The organism is Methanobacterium formicicum DSM 3637, from assembly GCF_000302455.1.
In the GTDB taxonomy this organism is placed as follows: Archaea; Methanobacteriota; Methanobacteria; order Methanobacteriales; family Methanobacteriaceae; genus Methanobacterium; species Methanobacterium formicicum_A.
In genome coordinates, this window is the sequence record NZ_AMPO01000001.1 from 131712 (window position 1) to 149420 (window position 17709).

The 17709-nt window shown below is 39.4% G+C and carries 16 protein-coding genes, 1 tRNA gene and 1 other RNA gene; 9 read left to right on the forward strand and 9 right to left on the reverse strand.

The features are described from left to right. Positions 1-35: 35 nt before the first annotated feature. Complete coding sequence (larB, locus tag A994_RS00740) at positions 36-800, reverse strand: nickel pincer cofactor biosynthesis protein LarB (RefSeq protein ID WP_004029333.1); 765 nt, start codon at positions 798-800, stop codon at positions 36-38. 151 nt (positions 801-951) lie between these two features. Between larB and hypF the strand changes: the two genes are divergently transcribed. Continuing rightward, positions 952-3264 (forward strand): carbamoyltransferase HypF, encoded by a 2313-nt coding sequence (gene hypF, locus A994_RS00745; RefSeq protein WP_004029334.1) that lies wholly within the window; start codon positions 952-954, stop codon positions 3262-3264. Between the two features lie 168 nt (positions 3265-3432). Here the strand turns inward: hypF and A994_RS00750 are convergent, their stop codons facing one another. Then, a complete protein-coding gene (locus A994_RS00750; protein ID WP_004029335.1) occupies positions 3433-3936 on the reverse strand; it encodes an ArsR/SmtB family transcription factor in 504 nt (167 codons plus the stop codon). Positions 3937-4320: 384 nt separating this feature from the next. Between A994_RS00750 and grpE the strand changes: the two genes are divergently transcribed. From grpE to A994_RS00770, 4 genes are all read left to right on the forward strand, one after another. Further along, a complete protein-coding gene (gene grpE, locus A994_RS00755; RefSeq protein ID WP_004029336.1) occupies positions 4321-4866 on the forward strand; it encodes a nucleotide exchange factor GrpE in 546 nt (181 codons plus the stop codon). A gap of 13 nt (positions 4867-4879) precedes the next feature. Then, positions 4880-6754, forward strand: a complete 1875-nt coding sequence (gene dnaK / locus A994_RS00760; protein ID WP_004029340.1) for a molecular chaperone DnaK — start codon at positions 4880-4882, stop codon at positions 6752-6754. A 464-nt stretch (positions 6755-7218) separates the two neighbouring features. Continuing rightward, the gene (dnaJ, locus tag A994_RS00765; protein WP_004029341.1) at positions 7219-8394 is read left to right on the forward strand and encodes a molecular chaperone DnaJ; all 1176 of its coding nucleotides are present in this window, start codon (positions 7219-7221) and stop codon (positions 8392-8394) included. A 482-nt stretch (positions 8395-8876) separates the two neighbouring features. Then, positions 8877-9260 carry a carboxymuconolactone decarboxylase family protein gene (locus A994_RS00770; RefSeq protein WP_004029342.1) on the forward strand — a complete coding sequence of 128 codons (384 nt, stop codon included), beginning with the start codon at positions 8877-8879 and terminating at the stop codon, positions 9258-9260. A gap of 137 nt (positions 9261-9397) precedes the next feature. Here A994_RS00770 and A994_RS00775 read toward each other — a convergent pair whose 3' ends face one another. Beyond that, complete coding sequence (locus A994_RS00775; protein ID WP_004029343.1) at positions 9398-10045, reverse strand: DedA family protein; 648 nt, start codon at positions 10043-10045, stop codon at positions 9398-9400. A 288-nt stretch (positions 10046-10333) separates the two neighbouring features. Between A994_RS00775 and A994_RS00780 the strand changes: the two genes are divergently transcribed. Both A994_RS00780 and A994_RS00785 read left to right on the forward strand, forming a co-directional pair. Further along, entirely contained in the window at positions 10334-11188 is an 855-nt protein-coding gene (locus A994_RS00780; RefSeq protein WP_004029344.1) for a hypothetical protein, read from the forward strand. A 221-nt stretch (positions 11189-11409) separates the two neighbouring features. After that, positions 11410-11889, forward strand: a complete 480-nt coding sequence (locus tag A994_RS00785; RefSeq protein WP_004029345.1) for a DUF308 domain-containing protein — start codon at positions 11410-11412, stop codon at positions 11887-11889. A 190-nt stretch (positions 11890-12079) separates the two neighbouring features. Here A994_RS00785 and rnpB read toward each other — a convergent pair. The 5 genes from rnpB to A994_RS00805 all read right to left on the reverse strand — a co-directional run bounded on the left by rnpB (position 12080) and on the right by A994_RS00805 (position 13977). Next, an RNA gene (gene rnpB, locus A994_RS12805) (RNase P RNA component) lies at positions 12080-12386 on the reverse strand. 14 nt (positions 12387-12400) lie between these two features. Next, positions 12401-12475, reverse strand: a tRNA-Met gene (locus A994_RS00790). Positions 12476-12615: 140 nt separating this feature from the next. Then, positions 12616-12939, reverse strand: coding sequence for a DUF1622 domain-containing protein (locus A994_RS00795; protein WP_004029346.1), 324 nt, complete (start codon positions 12937-12939; stop codon positions 12616-12618). A gap of 27 nt (positions 12940-12966) precedes the next feature. Continuing rightward, on the reverse strand, positions 12967-13554 hold the full coding sequence (locus tag A994_RS00800) for a hypothetical protein (protein WP_004029347.1): 588 nt from the start codon (positions 13552-13554) through the stop codon (positions 12967-12969). Between the two features lie 3 nt (positions 13555-13557). Beyond that, on the reverse strand, positions 13558-13977 hold the full coding sequence (locus tag A994_RS00805; protein ID WP_004029348.1) for a hypothetical protein: 420 nt from the start codon (positions 13975-13977) through the stop codon (positions 13558-13560). 404 nt (positions 13978-14381) lie between these two features. On the opposite strand from A994_RS00805, the gene map (A994_RS00810) reads away from it, so the two are divergent. Together map (A994_RS00810) and map (A994_RS00815) are read left to right on the forward strand one after the other, a co-directional pair. Beyond that, positions 14382-15308, forward strand: coding sequence for a type II methionyl aminopeptidase (gene map / locus A994_RS00810; protein ID WP_048203985.1), 927 nt, complete (start codon positions 14382-14384; stop codon positions 15306-15308). Positions 15309-15647: 339 nt separating this feature from the next. Beyond that, the gene (map, locus tag A994_RS00815; RefSeq protein WP_004029350.1) at positions 15648-16574 is read left to right on the forward strand and encodes a type II methionyl aminopeptidase; all 927 of its coding nucleotides are present in this window, start codon (positions 15648-15650) and stop codon (positions 16572-16574) included. A 243-nt stretch (positions 16575-16817) separates the two neighbouring features. Here map (A994_RS00815) and frhB read toward each other — a convergent pair whose 3' ends face one another. Beyond that, complete coding sequence (gene frhB, locus A994_RS00820) at positions 16818-17702, reverse strand: coenzyme F420 hydrogenase subunit beta (RefSeq protein WP_004029351.1); 885 nt, start codon at positions 17700-17702, stop codon at positions 16818-16820. Positions 17703-17709: the final 7 nt, after the last annotated feature.

A 17709-nucleotide genomic window follows, 5' to 3' on the forward strand; every position in this document is an offset into this window, starting at 1 on the left:
GAATCAGCCATATACTGTAATACTCAAGCAATCAATCATTTTATTCTTTGTTTTATCACAGTAGCAGCAAATATTGCCGCTCCAAATCCATTATCAATATTCACTACTGCTATTCCAGGTGCGCAGGATTGTAACATGGCGTTAAGTGCTGTGAAACCTCCTTTCCCCACACCGTAACCCACTGATGTTGGTACTCCCACTACTGGAACATCTACCAAACCAGCAACCACTGAGGGTAGTGCCCCTTCCATACCAGCAACCACTATGATGGCCTTAACATCCTCTTCCAGCATCCACCTGATTTTTGAAAATAATCGATGAATTCCAGCAACACCCACATCGTAGGAGGTTAATACTTCACATCCTGCCTCTTCAGCAACTATACGTGCCTCTTCTGCCACTGGAATGTCTGAAGTACCAGCGGTGATAATACCAATTTTCCCCCGCTTCTCTATTTCTCCATCTTTAAGGAGTAAAATCCTTGCTTTTCGATTGTACTCAACTTTAAGGGATTTATTTTGAATAAAATTAATTTCATCTTTAATATTATGGTATCTATCCTCTTCCAGTCTGGTTACCATTACTCGGCCACGCTTTGCACACCCCTGGATTATTTTAATCAAATCCTGATCATCTTTACCTTCCGCCAAAATTGCCTCTGGAAAACCGGTTCGAAGGTCACGACCAGTGTCTATCTTCGCAAAATCCCCTAATTCTTCTATTTGCATGGTTTTTAGCTTTTTTTCAGCTTCTTCCATGGTGATATTACCATTGATTAGTTCCTGAAGTATTTTCTTCATAGTATCACTGCCTGATCAAACTTATATATAAAGTTGGAGTATTAAAAAGAATTCTATAAACTAAAACTAACTTAATAACTCCAGATCAACAATGCAAATAACTGAAGTTGTAGATAATTTCCAATTAAAAACATCATTATGAGGTATGGACTTGAAAAAAGCACGTATACTGGTTCAAGGGATTGTACAGGGAGTGGGCTTCCGTCCCAATGTTTACAGAATAGCTAAAGCTCTGGGCATTAATGGATACGTGCGAAACCTGGGTAATGTGGTTGAAATTGTGGTTGAAGGGAATGAAAAAGATATAATGACCTTTTCAAATGATCTAAAACTTAAAAAACCACCCATATCCAAAATTGATTCTGTGAAAATAGAATGGCTAGATGAGGACAGTTCACCAGAATTCAATGGTTTCCAGATACTGGAAAGCTCCTCTAACTTTTCTGGATCTTCAGTTATACCACCGGATGTTGCCACATGCGACCGTTGCATGGAAGAGGTTATGCTAGCTGGTGATCGGCGTTACCTTTATCCTTTCACTGCATGTACTGATTGTGGACCTCGTTTCACTGTTATTAACGCCATTCCCTATGATCGGGACCGGACCTCCATGGAAGAATTCCCATTATGCCCGGACTGTTTAGATGAATACCAGGATCCAGAAGACAGACGCTACCATGCAGAAGCCACTTGTTGTCCAGTATGCGGGCCTGAAGTTTTCCTTTACCGTGAAGATAGGATTGAATCTGAAAATCCCATTAAAGAAGCTGCTCAACTGCTGGATGAAGGTAATGTGCTTGCAATTAAGGGTATTGGAGGCACCCATCTGGTGGCCAGTACCACTGATGATCTTCCCGTTATCAAGCTGCGTGAAAGACTGGGTAGAATGAACCAACCCTTTGCCTGCATGTCCCCGGATGTTTCTACAATCTACAGCTTTGCTGAAGTGGCAGATTACGAAGAAAAAGCGTTATTATCTAGGAATAGACCCATTGTGGTCCTTAAAAAGAATGTAGATTATTATCTATCCCCTCAGGTTGCACCGGATCTGCATAACCTGGGAGTGATGCTCCCTTATTCTGCCCTGCATCATTTGCTTTTCACCTACACCGATGCACCGGCTTACATCATGACCTCGGCCAACATGCCAGGTGAACCCATGCTCACCCAGAATCAGGACATAATTAATAAACTGGATGGTGTGGCTGATTATTACCTCCTGCACAACCGTGAAATTGTTAATCGATGCGATGACAGTGTGGTTCGGTTCCGCGGTGGAGACATGGCATTTATCAGACGTTCCAGGGGTTATGTTCCAGAACCATACGATTTTTCCAATATAAACACTGATTTAAATGTTCTGGCTCTTGGTCCTGAGATTGATGTGACTTTTTCCCTGCTAAAGGAAGGAAAGTGTTATGTATCCCAGCATATCGGGGATACCACCAAGTACGAGACTTTCCTCTATCTCCAGAGGGCCATTGATCATATGATGGGAATTACTCGGGCTCAAAATATTGATGTGGTGGTTTGTGACCTGCATCCTCAGTTTTTCACCACCAAACTGGCCCATGAATTAGGGGAAAAATTCAACTGTCCGGTTTTGAAGGTACAACACCACCATGCCCATGCTGCTGCACTTTCCCTGGACTGGGAGTTGGATGAGTTTATCTGTATTGCCGCCGATGGTGTGGGTTATGGGGCTGATGGTAGTGCCTGGGGCGGTGAAATAATTCATTATCATGGTGCAGAATATGATCGGGTTGCCAGTTTAATGCCTCAAGAGATGCCAGGGGGAGATTTGACCACCCGTTACCCTGCCAGGATGATGATGGGTATGCTTCACCCCCTTTACAGTACAGAAGAAATTGTGGATCTTATGAAAACCCACTACCTTGATTATTTCCCCCACCGATTAAAAGAAATCGAAATAATAGCCACACAACTGGAAAAAAACTTCAATCTTACCAAAACCACCAGCACTGGGCGGGTTCTGGATGCTCTGGCTGCTTGCCTTAAAATATGCGGGGAAAGGACTTACGAAGGAGAATGTGCCATGAAACTGGAATCAACTGCATACCAGGGTGAAGATACACTGGAAATACCTTTAAAAATAACACGTAAGGAGGGTATGAATGTTTTAAATACTTCTCAATTAATTTCATCTGTTTTGAAGAAGAAAATGGATGGAATGCCCCTTGAAGATCTGGCCTGCTCTGCACAGAAGGCAGTTTCCAGGGGTCTGGCTGAGCTGGCCATAAAGGTAGCTAGCAAAAAGGGTGTTGATACCATAGGAGGTTCTGGGGGAGTTTTCTACAACGAAGCCATTAGTATGACCATAAAAGAAGTTGTGGAAGATGCGGGCTACAATTTCATTCAACATAAAAATAGCTGTGCTGGTGATGGTTCTGTTTCCCTGGGGCAGGCCATGGTGGCTGCTTTAAAATGCGGGAAACAATCATAATTCGGAGGAAAATCTTAATTCATGGAAAAAGACATAAACTCATTCTAGGTTATGAGAAACAACTTTAATCTATTAAAAAAAATTAATCTACAAAAAAGCTTTACCTATAAAAAAATTAAATCTTTAAAAATAATTATAGAAAAATTAAAGAAAAATTAAATAACAGTTCTATGGTTTTTCATCCTGGGACTCTTCCCCATTAAACATGACTGGTAGGTTCAAGGATCGTATCTTTAAAGCTCTTTTCCTTTCATCCACCTGCTTTAACAGGATTTCTGCATGTTTTTTAGCCTCATCATAGTCCCCTATAAGATTTTCCAGTTCCTCTGAAACATCTTCACCCAACCGGGCTCTTTCTTCCAGTAGTTGCAGTTCCTGAAATTCATGTCCAGGGGATTTCACACGAATAGTGCCCTGGCTGATGAATATCTGGAATTCCACATCGTGTGATATATCATAATATTTTCTAGGTCTTCCTCGCTCTATTTTCTGGAAATTTGAGCTTAAAAGACCTGCTTCTTCCATGGCACGTAGGTGTTCAATTATGGCTTTCTGGCCTATCTCCAGTTCTCGGGATATCTGGCTGACAAAGCGAGGCTCATCCCTTAAAAGGTCAAGTATGTTCCTACGGGTTTTGCAGCCCATAACATCCAGTAATAACTCTAAATCCATTTTTCATCCACTTTTTCATATTTATTAGTAATGCTGTTGATTTTTAGATTATATTTAATTTATCCCAATCAATCTTTGTTTATACATTAAGTTATTATAAAATTCCATATTTCATCCAATTTCATATTCATTTTTATTTTAACTTTTTATGGGAATTTAAAACCTTACAGGTATGCTTCATCAGTTATGAATACTTAAAAAATTTTTATAACTGATGGTTACTATAATGCCTATTTTCAGAAAGGTTTATATAACCTTTGGTTACTATAGTTTTATATAACTTTTGGTAACTATAACCATGGTTTAGAGAAAGGTTTATATAACCAATGGTAACTATAATGGTAAAGTTACTCAAATCTTCCCATCCCCAATAAAGGTGAATAAATGACTGATAAAAAAGATGTTGCTAAGATGAAGGATGATCTGAATGAATTAGAGTCAGAGATCCAGAAAAAAAATGATGAAATTAAGGAGAAGGAAGAGGAAATCACCAGAAAAGATGAGAAAATAGCACAATACCACGAACAGGTGTTAAGACTTCAAGCAGATTTTGATAACTTCAAAAAACGAACAGAGAAAGAGTTGAGTGATCAAATTCATTATGCCAATGAAAAACTCATTCTTAAAGTACTGGACTCCTATGAAGACCTGGAAAGAGCCCTTAAATCAGGTAAATCCGATGATCTGCATGAAGGAGTGGAAATGATCTACCAGAACCTGAAAAATATCCTGGAAGGAGAAGGTCTGGAAGAAATCTCTGCAAAGGGAGAAAAATTCGACCCCTACCAGCACGAAGCACTCATGGCAGAAGCCCATGAAGATTTTAAGAATGGAGAAATAATTGAAGAACTTTGTAAAGGTTATAAATTGAATTCTAAGGTTATAAAATATTCTAAAGTTAAAGTTTGTAAGAAAACTGATGAAAAATAAGAGGTGAATTTGTATGGCTAAAACAGAAAAAATTATAGGAATTGATCTGGGAACCAGTAACTCTGCAGCTGCAGTGCTGGTGGGTGGTAAGCCAACCATCATCCCCAGTGCAGAGGGAGCTACCCAGTACGGTAAATCATTCCCCAGCTACGTGGCCTTTACTGATGATGGTCAGCGCCTGGTGGGAGAACCTGCCAGAAGACAGGCAGTAACCAACCCTGAGAAAACCATCACATCCATAAAAAGGCAGATGGGTACCAGTTACAAGGTAGACATATCTGGAAAACAGTACACCCCACAGGAAATCTCCGCATTCATCCTGCAAAAGATTAAAAAAGATGCAGAAGCATTCCTGGGAGAAGAAGTGAAAAAAGCAGTCATAACCGTGCCTGCCTACTTTGACGACAACCAGAGAACCGCCACCAAAGACGCAGGAACCATTGCCGGACTAGATGTAGTACGACTGGTCAACGAACCCACCGCCGCCAGCCTGGCCTACGGTATTGACAAATCCAGTGAAGATGATGAACTGGAAATCATGGTTTTCGATTTCGGTGGAGGTACACTGGACGTAACCATCATGGAATTCGGAGGAGGAGTCTTCGAAGTTAGATCCACCAGTGGGGACACCAAACTGGGAGGAACCGACATGGACGCCACCATCATGAACTACCTGGCAGCAGAGTTCAAAAAAGAAACCGGTGTCGACGTCTTAAATGATGATCAGGCAGTGCAGAGATTGAGAGAAGCTGCTGAAAAAGCCAAGATCGAACTATCCACCACCTTAAAAACTGAAATTAACCTACCATTCATCACTGCCACCCAGGACGGTCCAAAACACTTAACCCACACTCTAACTCGAGCTAAACTGGAAGAACTGGTTGATTCCATCATCAAACGCTGCTCTGCACCAATGGAACAGGCCTTAAAGGATGCTAAAATGTCTAAAAGTGATGTGGATAAGATCATCCTGGTGGGAGGACCTACACGGATGCCCATTGTCCAGAAATTCGTGGAAGACTACATTGGTAAACCAGTAGAACGTGGAATCGACCCTATGGAGTGTGTGGCTGTAGGAGCTGCAATTCAGGGAGGAGTACTGGCTGGTGAAATCAAAGACCTGGTCCTTCTGGATGTAACTCCATTATCTCTGGGTATTGAAACCCTGGGAGGAGTTTTCACCAAGTTAATCGAAAGAAATACCACCATACCCACCAAGAAAAGTCAGGTGTTCACCACCGCTGCTGACAGCCAGACCTCAGTGGATATACACGTCCTGCAGGGTGAAAGATCAGTGGCCACTGGAAACACCACCCTAGGCAGGTTCCAGCTAGTTGGAATCCCACCAGCACCCCGTGGAATGCCACAGATCGAAGTAACCTTCGATATAGACGCCAACGGTATCCTCAATGTGTCAGCTAAGGATATGGGAACTGGTAAGGAACAGGCCATTACCATCACCGCCCCTAACAAGTTATCCGAGGACGAAATTGACCAGAAGATCAAGGAAGCTGAACAGCACGCCGATGAGGACAAAAAACGTCAGGAAGAAGTGGAAATCCGGAACAATGCCGATTCCATGATCTACACCGCCGAAAAAACCCTGGATGAACTGGGTGATAAGGTCCAGGCCGACCAGAAGACCAAGATCGAAGGACTGGTCAAAGAACTCCGGGAAGTCGTTGGTGGAGATGATCTGGAAGCCATTAAAGCGAAAACCGAAGAACTGACCAAAGTTGTGCAGGAAGTTGGAGCTGCCATTTACCAGCAAGCCCAGCAAGAACAGGCCCAGCAGCAACAGCAGCAGGGACAGGACGCGCAAGATCAGCAAGGTAAGGATCCTAAGGATGATGACACCATCGACGCCGACTATGAAGTAAAAAAATAAAACCTATGGGAAAGTATGAATGGAGCGGATTGAGATCATTCTCATACCCCTCCCCACTACCCAACACTTTTATTATATTTATCCCACTAAAATTGAATATACTGTAAGTTAGATATTATTTGAAATTTAAGAAATTTAATTTAAAAAATTCTAAACTAAGTTCAATTAAAAAAAATTAATTAAAAAATGTAAATCAAATTTAATAAATAAACAAATCAGGTTTAGTAAGAAATTGATTTTATATTTCACACTCATAAATCATATTCATAACTTAAATTACAATATTAATATATTTCCATACTACTATAGTAGATTGGGCCCATATTAGAAGAGATAATTCATTAAATAGAAGAGATATTCAATAAATAACGTTATTATTTAGAATTAGGGTTCAAAATTAATAAGTTAAAATTACTAAAATTAAGGTTAAAATTAATGTTTAGAGTATTTTAAGGAAGATTAACATGGCAGAGAAGCGCGATTATTACGAAGTCCTGGGAGTGGAGAAAGGATCCACTAAGAAAGATATTAAAAAGGCCTACCGTAAATTGGCCATGGAATATCACCCTGATGTAAGTGAAGACCCTGAAGCAGGTGAAAAATTCAAAGAAATCAGTGAAGCTTACGCTGTGTTATCCGATGAGGAGAAAAGAAACACTTACGACCAGTACGGCCATGCAGGAATGGGTGGATTCAGTCAGGAAGATATTTTTAACAATATCAACTTCGAAGACATTTTCCGTGGATTCGGATTCGGAGGAAACCGAGGTGGAAGCGGAGGAGCAGGAGCAGGTGGTTTCGAGAGCATATTTGACCTTTTCGGATTTGGAGGAGGCCGACGCAACGGTCCTCAGCAGGGCGATGACGTACTTTACGAGATGAAGATCACCCTGGAGGATGCAGCCCAGGGCCTGGAAGAAGACATTGAAGTCCCTCACAAGAAAACCTGTCCCCACTGTAATGGATCAAAGGCCGAACCTGGAACTGATAGCAGAACCTGTGACGTCTGTGGAGGAAGCGGTCAGGTAAGACAGGTACAGAACACCCCACTGGGCCAGTTTGCCACCATACGCCCATGCAGTGCCTGTAGGGGTGAAGGGAAAATAATCGAAACTCCATGTCATGAATGTCATGGAAAAGGTATTGTGAGGCAAAAAAGTACCATTCACGTGAAAATACCGGCAGGAGTGGAAGATGGATCCCGCCTGCGAGTTACTGGTGAAGGAGATGTTGGTAAACAAGGTGGACCACCAGGTGATCTTTACGTTCTCATACGGGTGAAACCCCACAAGTACTTCCAGAGGGAAGGAGCCAACCTTCACTATGAAAAACCCATCAGCTTTGTACAGGCCACACTGGGAGCTAAAGTTGATGTGCCCACCATTGATGGAGAGGTGGAACTTAAAATCCCTGCTGGAACCCAGACCGGGACATCATTCCGTATAAAAGGTCATGGCATGCCCCATTTAAGATGGAATGGTAAAGGTAACCTGTATGTTAATGTTAAAATCATAACCCCTAAAAAGCTCAGCCCCCGTCAAAAAGAACTCCTGGAAGAATTTGCCGATATAAGCGGCAATGAAATCTACCAGGAGGAAAAAGGTTTTTTTGATAAGGTGAAGGATGCCATTAACCATTGAAAAGAGACATGTTGCTTGGTACAACCGAAACCATTAGAATATAAAACCATAGAATTAGCATCAATTTTCCATTTAACAATTCAAAATCAATTCAATTACCACATTAACTCAATAATCCAACATCCCATTTCATAATCCACATCTAACTCAATAATCCAACATTCTATTCAATAATCCACATCTAACTCAATAATCCAACATTCTATTCAATAATCCACATCTAACTCAATAATCCAACATTTTGTTCATGTCACATCCAATTACAATCTCTTAAGTTTTTTACAACAACCTTAACAGTTCTTAACTCACCAAAATTATTCATCTGATTTTAATTTAAACTGTTGGGAACATTCCCTAAGCCTGCCTTATTTTTACAATTTCATCTCACTAAATAATTAGAATAAGTGAAACTATTTATTTTACATAAGACTATTCTCATTTAATTGAAGATGTCTTGAAAAAAGTTTTAAAGAAGTGATTAGGTGAACACTGAAACTACACAGAGTAATGATCAGGAGATAAATGTTGAAGAAATAATGGAAAAGATAAGCAGTTACTTTGGTTTTGTACCCAAAATATTCCAGGTTTTATCCGAAAACCCACCTGCTTTAAAGGTTTACTTTGACAAAGTAGAAGTTATGATGGTGGATGAGTCTCTTCCCCCTCTCACCAAGGAATTTGTATCCATTGGGGCAGCTGCTGCTCTGGGATCACCCCATTGCCTTAACACTCACTTGGAGGTAGCCAGGGAATTCGGAGCCACCAATGAGCAGCTGCTACTGGCAATTATTCTCGGAGCTTCCATCACTGAAACCACAGCCCTGTCACAGTCATTAAGGGTCTACGACCAATTTACAGGAGAATAAACTCATTTTAATCCCCCTAATTTGATTACTCCCTAAATCTGATTGTTCCCTAGTTTGATTATTTGATGCCTAATTGATTACATGATGATTTAAGGGCTTATTAATATTTTTTAAAAAAGACTAATATTTTAATTAGACTAATCCTTTTTTCCTTTATTCTGTCGTCTTTTTGCAAAAACAAAACAAACAACAACTAATACAATGATTACAAGGATTATGTTGTCTATAAATGATAACCCCTCAGATATAGTAAGATAAAAGTTCCCAAACTGCCATCCAATAATCCCCAGAATTGATGCCTGTACCAGTGCTCCGAAAAAGGTTATTAAAACGTAATTTCGTGGATTATACCTTATCATGCCACAAAAGAGGCTGATTGCTATGCTGGGGATTACCGGCACACATCTGGCTGCAAATAGGAACAGATTTTCATACTTACTGGCCTTCACTTTCCTTTCCACACCTTCCAGATCATCCACTGTCACCCCCAGATATTTCCCAGCTCGCTGAACAAATGGAATTCCAATTTTATAACTTATTCCATAATATAAAAGTGAGCCCAGGGTTACTCCCAGTGCAGCAGGAATGCTTATGTTAAAAAACAGGGTTTTCAGTGCCCCCATCGACAAGGCAACACCCTTCATCATGAAGAAACTGGCACCCAACACCACCAAACTGGATGGGATGGGAGTTACTACCTGTTCCAGTATGGATCCACCAAACACCGCCCAGGGACCGTAGCTGACTATGAATCCTTCCAAACCTGTTAGAATACTATTGAACATTTTTTAAACCTTTCTGTAAATTTCCATTAGAATATCCCATATAAGAATATGAGTGAGAATCTGAACACATTTTAAGATCATCTGGGATATCACATGATTTGTAAAAAACTTTAGTGTGTTATTTAAAAAACAATTCACATATACATATTATGGTTTTGAGCCATTACTAGAACAACCTGAAATTTACCAGAACAATCCGTAATAACTAGTCTGTCCAGACAAATGATAAAATAAATGATATCTGATCATTTATACCACAGGGAATTTTAAAAAAATGGGGGGATTAACTTGTTTTTATCTAAAAAGAATCGTGTTTATATTGAAGACCAGATAGTTCCGTCTCCAGCTCGTAGGGTGCGAATTGTAATGGATCTTCTTACTGATGAACCCCTTATTAAACTTCCAATGGAAAAAGGACTCTTAGAAGACATGGAAATATTTGGGGTTAACCGAGACTGGTTTATTCCATTTTTAGAAGAAGATGACGAGTTAATAATCAATTTGGGTAATCTGGATCAGTGGATCGGGATTCGGGACGAACGAGGACTCAAACATGTCAAATTAGACGTTAAATTCATTCTAGTTAACCCAGAATTTGAACTTGGACGATTCAATCGCGGATATATGGGTATTGTTGAATTTACTGAAGCTGAAGAAATGGAATTACACATAACGCTCCCTTTAGGAATGAAAATGTCCAATAATGGAAAAGTAAATGAAATAAAACTTTCCAAAAAAACCAATGAATCAAAAACTATTTTCATACCCTCCAGTAGTATACTTGATAAAAATCGCAGACGGCGTTATGACTTTCTGATAAAACCGGACCACCTTAAATCTATTTTAAACCCAGAAAATCCAGATGAACTGATTAAGTTAAACTACTCTGTGACCAATGAAAGAGAATATTACGTTATAACTGTAGTAGGGCTAGGTTTATTTGTATTTGCACTTTTTAGAATGGCAAATATGTTAAATGGCCATATAGAATTTGATATTCGTTATTTAGCAGCTGCTGTTGCCTTCATCAGTTTGTATATAACCATGCTGCGGGAAAAATATGAACTACCCTTCCGAAAAGTACTGATTTACACCACCATATTTATTGGTATTGAACTGATTCTGGAACTTTTAATGGAATAAAATTATTTAAAAGAATTTAAAAGTACTATAAATATTCTAAACTATTATATGAGTTTATATTCAATTAAACATTCGAATTTATAATTATTTTTATATTTCAGTTTCATCTGCCTGTTTATAAGTTAATTATTGGTCAGGGAGTAATGGATCAAAAAATATAATACTAATGCGAAATATAATACATCAAACAATAGGGAGTTAATTAAATAGGAGGGAAAAATATGCAAAAAAATACCCTAGCAATAGTACTGATAATTTTAGGTTTAATCGTTTTGGCCTTTCCCCTGCTGGGACTAGTTCCAATTAGTATCCTAACTGGCCTTGGAGTGGCATTTTTAGGTATAGGCCTTATACTAGCTGGTTTTTCCGACAGAGCAGAAAACAGTGGGCTTGGGCTTCTGGAGATAGTGCTGGGAATTATTGCCCTGGTACTGGGTCTTGGATTCATCCTGAACCCGGGTCTTTTCAGCTTTGTGGCAGGATTATTAGTCGCAATGGCAGGTTTATTCCTGATAATCATCGGTATTGTTGCTGTATTTACTAAAGCTGGTGGTAGTCGTTGGAACGGAGTTGTGGCCATAATAATAGGTATTATATACCTTATATTTGGATACATCATAAAAGATCCATTCTGGTTAGGTGCACTAATCGGTTTATGGCTACTTATAACTGGAATTTTGATGTTCTTCCAGAAAGATTGAATAAAAAATCCCAGTTAATCTTTTTTTATTTTTTAACTTTTTTCAAGGATTATTTTTAAAGAATCCAATCTTCTATTAAAGAACCAATCTTCTATTTTGGATAAATATCCTGATAAAAAAAAATAACTCTTTTTCTACTAAAAAATAATTCATGAAAATTGGATAATCCCGGTATAAAATAAAGATAATGGCCTGCCGAGAGTAACCCACCTTCTGTTGGTGGCAGCATTCATCTATGCGAGTTACCTCTGCCTCATACAGGGTTCATAGGCAGTGTTTACCCTTGCATCCCGTGGAATGGCCGTTTCACCGTTCCTTCTGGTGTCAATCAGACGAATCATCATGTTCATCCACCAGAAGACGTGTCGTTTCTGCTCCAGAGTCCTGCTTCTCAGCAGATGTCTTATGACATCACGGTTCTGTATGATGGGTGGAGTTTCCTCAGTTTAAACTACAGACATATATCTATAGAAACCGGTAGCTGCCCTTCGGCTGGCCATTAAAAAATAAGTAGCGGGGCCTAGATTTGAACTAGGGCTCTCGGGGTTATGAGCCCCGCGGGATCACCAGACTACCCCACCCCGCTGTATACCAGTGTTGGGTCTCCACACTATATAAAGGTTTCCCTTAATTATCAGGATTTATTTTTAATCTTACCCCATAATCCCATTTAATTGAATTTTTTTATTATAAATACGTAAAGAATTCATGAAATCATTCAACTAATCATTTAATATCTGATAGTTCCTTTAATTCCGCATTTAAAGAATAACCTACCACTGTTCTTATGCCCACAATCACCGCCAGAACAACAACATCACTTAGGGTTGGTTGCATTATGCTCTTGATTAGATCAGCAGCTATAAAAAATTCCAGAGCTAACACTATCTTGTTGGTGAAGTCCAGGCGGATGTCATTGTATTCATAAGTTCTCCTCAAAAGTTCCTTGGAGATAACCTTGATTGCTGCCCTTATTCCGCCATAAAAAACTAAAAGAGCCCCAAATAGGGCTAAAGAATAAGAAATATAATATATTATCTCAGTATACATTTGGAATCTTTATTTCTGGTTGAATCATTATTTTTCTACTTTTTTCTCAGGATTCTCCAGACTATCCAGACGTTCCTCAATATTTTCCAGTTTCTTGTTGGTTGATCCACGGTACTCATTGAAACGTTTTTCCAGGGTTTCAATATCAAGGGATACCACATTGAAACGTTTTTCCAGCTGGGAAAGATCCTTTTTTGTGGCCAGATCCCAGTCTTCTATTAACTGATCACTCTGCTCATTCAGGAAAAGATCGATACGGTGGGATAAGTTATCAGTACTGATGGGAACACTTACCTTTCCCTTGATCTTTTCTCCCATTCCTGAAACTTTTTCACTGACTCCTGAAACATTTAACTTTTCTCCAACACCAGAAACTTTTTCACCCATTCCAGACATTGACCCCTCTCCTGAAACTTTTTCACCTAAATCATTGGCTCCGCCTTGAACCTTTTCACCAAGATTGCTAGCCCCTCCATAGACCCTTTCCCCCAAATTAGTGGCATCACTTTTCACCTGTCCGAAGTTAACCTTACGGTTATCTTGCAAGTAGTAATATAATAATACAACCACTGCTCCTGCTAAAACCAGAATAGCAAATACTTCTAAAGGAGTCATAGGTTACTTACCCCCTTTTTTACCCTTTTTATTTAATTCTGCTTCTTTTTTCTCGATGTCGTCTAAAAGTGTCTTGAGTTTTTCATACTCCGCTCGGGTTTCCAGGCGGGTGACTCTTTCATTGATTTCACTGTGGAGAAAACCTACTTTCTGCATCATTTTTGATGTTTCACCCCTGATCTCAGAAAGTCTTTCCTGCTGATCTTTAGGGAGTGGTATCACATTTTCCATTAACCGTTTGGATTCAAGATCACGTTCAACCAGTTCGATTTTCTTTATTTCTGCCTGTTTTTCAAGGAATGTTACATTGCTCTGGGCTTCCCTAACCTTTCTCCATTGCATTACAATAACGATTACTGCTACAAGCGCTATCACTGCAATGATAATCAAAAAAATGTTTTGTGGAATGTTTATATCTGCCATAGGTATTCCCCTCGTCTATATTTATTACAGATTATTAAATCACAAATGAAATTTAATGGTTTTAAAAGGCTTTGAATGACTAGATTCAATTTTTAAATTAGAACATCCTTAAGTACATTAAATCAGAATGTTTTAACCCCCTTCTAATTCATACGTTTAATCTGAGTGCTTGAATACCTAAAACCTCTTATTGACTTCTCATATGAAAAGTACATATAATATATTGGTTTTATATAATTAATGCTTTGTTATTTTAAGTTTCATCTTGGAAACAGTCCCCCCTCACTTATACTGACTAACTATGAAAAGGGGATCCCAAGAAATGATTATGGTCATTGAATTATAATAGGTAGTAATGTAGTTTAAAATTATTAAATTTAATAATCAGTTCTATGCGTGATGTCATGATAGATATGTACCAAAAAGCAGGCAAAATTGTAAAAGATGTTAGGGAACTTGCAGTTAGCGAAGTTCATGAAGGAATGAAAGTTTTAAGTCTAATAAATCTCATTGAATCAGAAATCATTAAAAGAGGAGGTTTGCCCGCCTTCCCCTGCAACATATCAATAAATGAGGTTACTGCCCATTACACCTCCCCACCAGGGGATGAAACCATCCTGCAAGATGGAGATCTGGTAAAAATTGACCTGGGAGCCCATGTTGATGGTTACATAGCAGATTCAGCCACTACCGTGATGATAGGCTCAGGAAAAGGCCCTTACACATCTGGAGATAAAAGTTACACCCCCGAAAAACAGCTTGAACTTATTGAAACTGCAAACCAGGCCCTGGAAGTTGCCATCAGCAACATACGGGCCGGTGCTGAGCTGGGTAAAATTGGTGGGGCAGTGGAGGAGTATGTGAAATCTCAGGGATTTTTACCAGTTTCCAACCTGACCGGCCATAGCATGGATCAGTGGATCTTGCATTCAGGATTATCCATACCCAACGTTAACGAAAAAAACCATCACAGAATAGAGGAAGGTGATATCCTGGCCATTGAACCCTTCGTAACTGATGGTGTAGGAGTAGTGGGAGATATGAAAGACACATTTATCTTCAGATTCCTACGTGACCGACCTTTACGCCTGGCACCTGCCAAAAAATTGCTTGATATCATAAAATTAAAGTATGCTAACCTTCCCTTCGCCCAGAGATGGTTAAAGGAAGAACCAGGGATACGGCAGCTTAACCCTGCCATGAGACAGCTGATTTCTTCCAGGGCAATCTACCCTTACCATGTACTCCGTGAAAAAAGTGGTGCCAGGGTAGCCCAGGCCGAACATACGGTTATAGTAGAATCTGACGGGTGTACAGTTTTAACTAGATAAGATATTTTTTATTTCTTAATTTTTTGAAAACTTCAAAAAAATATAAAATATAAGTAGAATGTTTAATAGTTGACTAAACGTTTAAACCAATCAATTGAATACATTATACTATTTATTGACTTTTATAAGAAACACAGAGATAATATACCGTATTTAATGTAATTAATAATTTATTTTAACTTTCAGCGGCAAATAATGTGATAAGATAGTTTTTATTGATTTGAATCCTGAAAAGGATTTATATCAGCGTTACAGAATAATTAAGGAATGTTAATTGATAAAGAGTATTAAATTACGGGAATCATGTAAACTAATTACCTATTATTACGTAGTGATGTCATGACAGATATGTACCAAAAAGCAGGTAAAATTGTAAAAGATGTTAGAGAGATGGCAGTTAGCGAAGTTCACGAGGGGATGAAAGTACTAGACCTGACAAATCTCATTGAATCAGAAATCATGAAAAGAGGAGGTTTGCCCGCCTTTCCCTGCAACATATCCATTAATGAAGTTACTGCCCATTACACCTCCCCACCAGGGGATGAAACCATCCTGCAAGATGGAGATCTGGTAAAAATTGACCTGGGAGCCCATGTTGATGGTTACATAGCAGATTCAGCCACCACCGTGATGATAGGCTCAGGAGAAGGTCCTTACCAATCCGGAGATAAAAAGTACACCACCGAAAAACAATTGGAGATGATTGAAACTGTTAATCAGGCCCTGGAAGTTGCCATCAGTAACATAAGGCCCGGTGTTGAGCTGGGTAAAATTGGTGGAGCTGTGGAAGAGTATGTGAAGTCGCAGGGGTATCTACCCGTAGTCAATCTCGCTGGTCATAGTATGGATCGGTGGATACTGCACTCTAAATTATCCATACCTAATGTTAAGGAAAATAACCCACATAAAATAGAGGAAGGTGATGTTCTGGCAATTGAACCCTTTGTAACTGATGGTGTAGGGGTAGTGGGAGATATGAAAGATACTTTCATCTTCAGATTCCTACGTGACCGGCCATTACGCCTTGTTCCTGCTCGAAAATTACTTGAAGTGATAAAAACAAAATATGGTACCTTTTCCTTCGCCAAAAGATGGTTGAATGATGAACCGGGCATAAGACAGCTTAATCCTGCCATGAGACAACTGGTCTCTTCCAGGGCAATCTACCCTTACCATGTACTCCGTGAGAAAAGTGGTGCCAGGGTGGTCCAGGCTGAACATACGGTGATAGTGGAATCTGATGGTTGTAGGGTGATAACCCAATAAAACAGAATATTACCCGCTAACAGCAGTTAATATTTTTTTTATTTTAGTGAAAGGTCGGATCATAATAATTTAAACTAAGAAGTTAATTAACAAAGCAGTTGAATACGATAACATTAATCAAAAACTTAAAATAACAATTAGGATTATTTAGGATTATTGATTTTCAAATGTTTCTTTTAAATGATAAATTAATTCTTTTAAAATCTCAAATCAAAAAAAATAGAAAAAATAGGGATATTATCCCTATACATTAGCTAATGGATCTTCCTTTTCAGCGCTGCCTTTGAAAGGTACAGGTAAGCCCATGGCTTTCCTTTCATCGATTACTTTCATGGCTTTGGTTTTCTTGTCGGTGGCCAGTTTTTCAAGTAGACCTAGGCCTGGTTTCACATTATCCATTGGTTTGGTTTCAATGACTCCAGCTTCTACAGCCTGTTTGAATATGGTTTCACCAGCATCGGTTCTGACGAAGACTGTGGACCAGCCGTCTGGGGTTCCAACTGAACCAGTTGATACATCAGCTAGTTCTGCTACGTAATCCAGACAAACTTTGCATCCATTCTGTTCGTATCCATGAGTTTCTTTGAGTGGTATGCTCAGGGTTTGGTCGGCAGTTTCAATCCAGAATTTACCTTTGCCTATGTCCATTTTTTCCACTAGGTCGAAGTCCACTCCTGCTTTTTCTGAGATGAAAGTCCTGAGGGACTCGTATGGGAAGTTTTCCATGCAGAAAATACCTAACATTAAGGCAATTTTACTTGCCACGTTTTTTACTCCGAATGGGTAGGACTGCATTTTCCGGATTCCCATGCTCTGACAGGGTATGGCTACGGTTCCAAGTTTCTCTAGACCATACTGTCGGACTGCTTTTTTGAGCATCCATACGTTAGGGGAGAAGGTGTATTTAGTTCCAGCGGCGGCCAGTATCTCATCTGAGGACATGGCTACCATTGGTTCTGGTTTCCACATTACATCTGATGGTCCAGCTACTACTGCACCATCAATGAGTCCTTCATCTAGGGCATAGCAGAATAGACCTGATACTATTCCTCCATCCTGGGCTAATTTTTGGATCTGTTTATCAGTTGATCTTGCTGCAACAACTTCTTTGTAGGTTCCTAATACCATTTTTTCA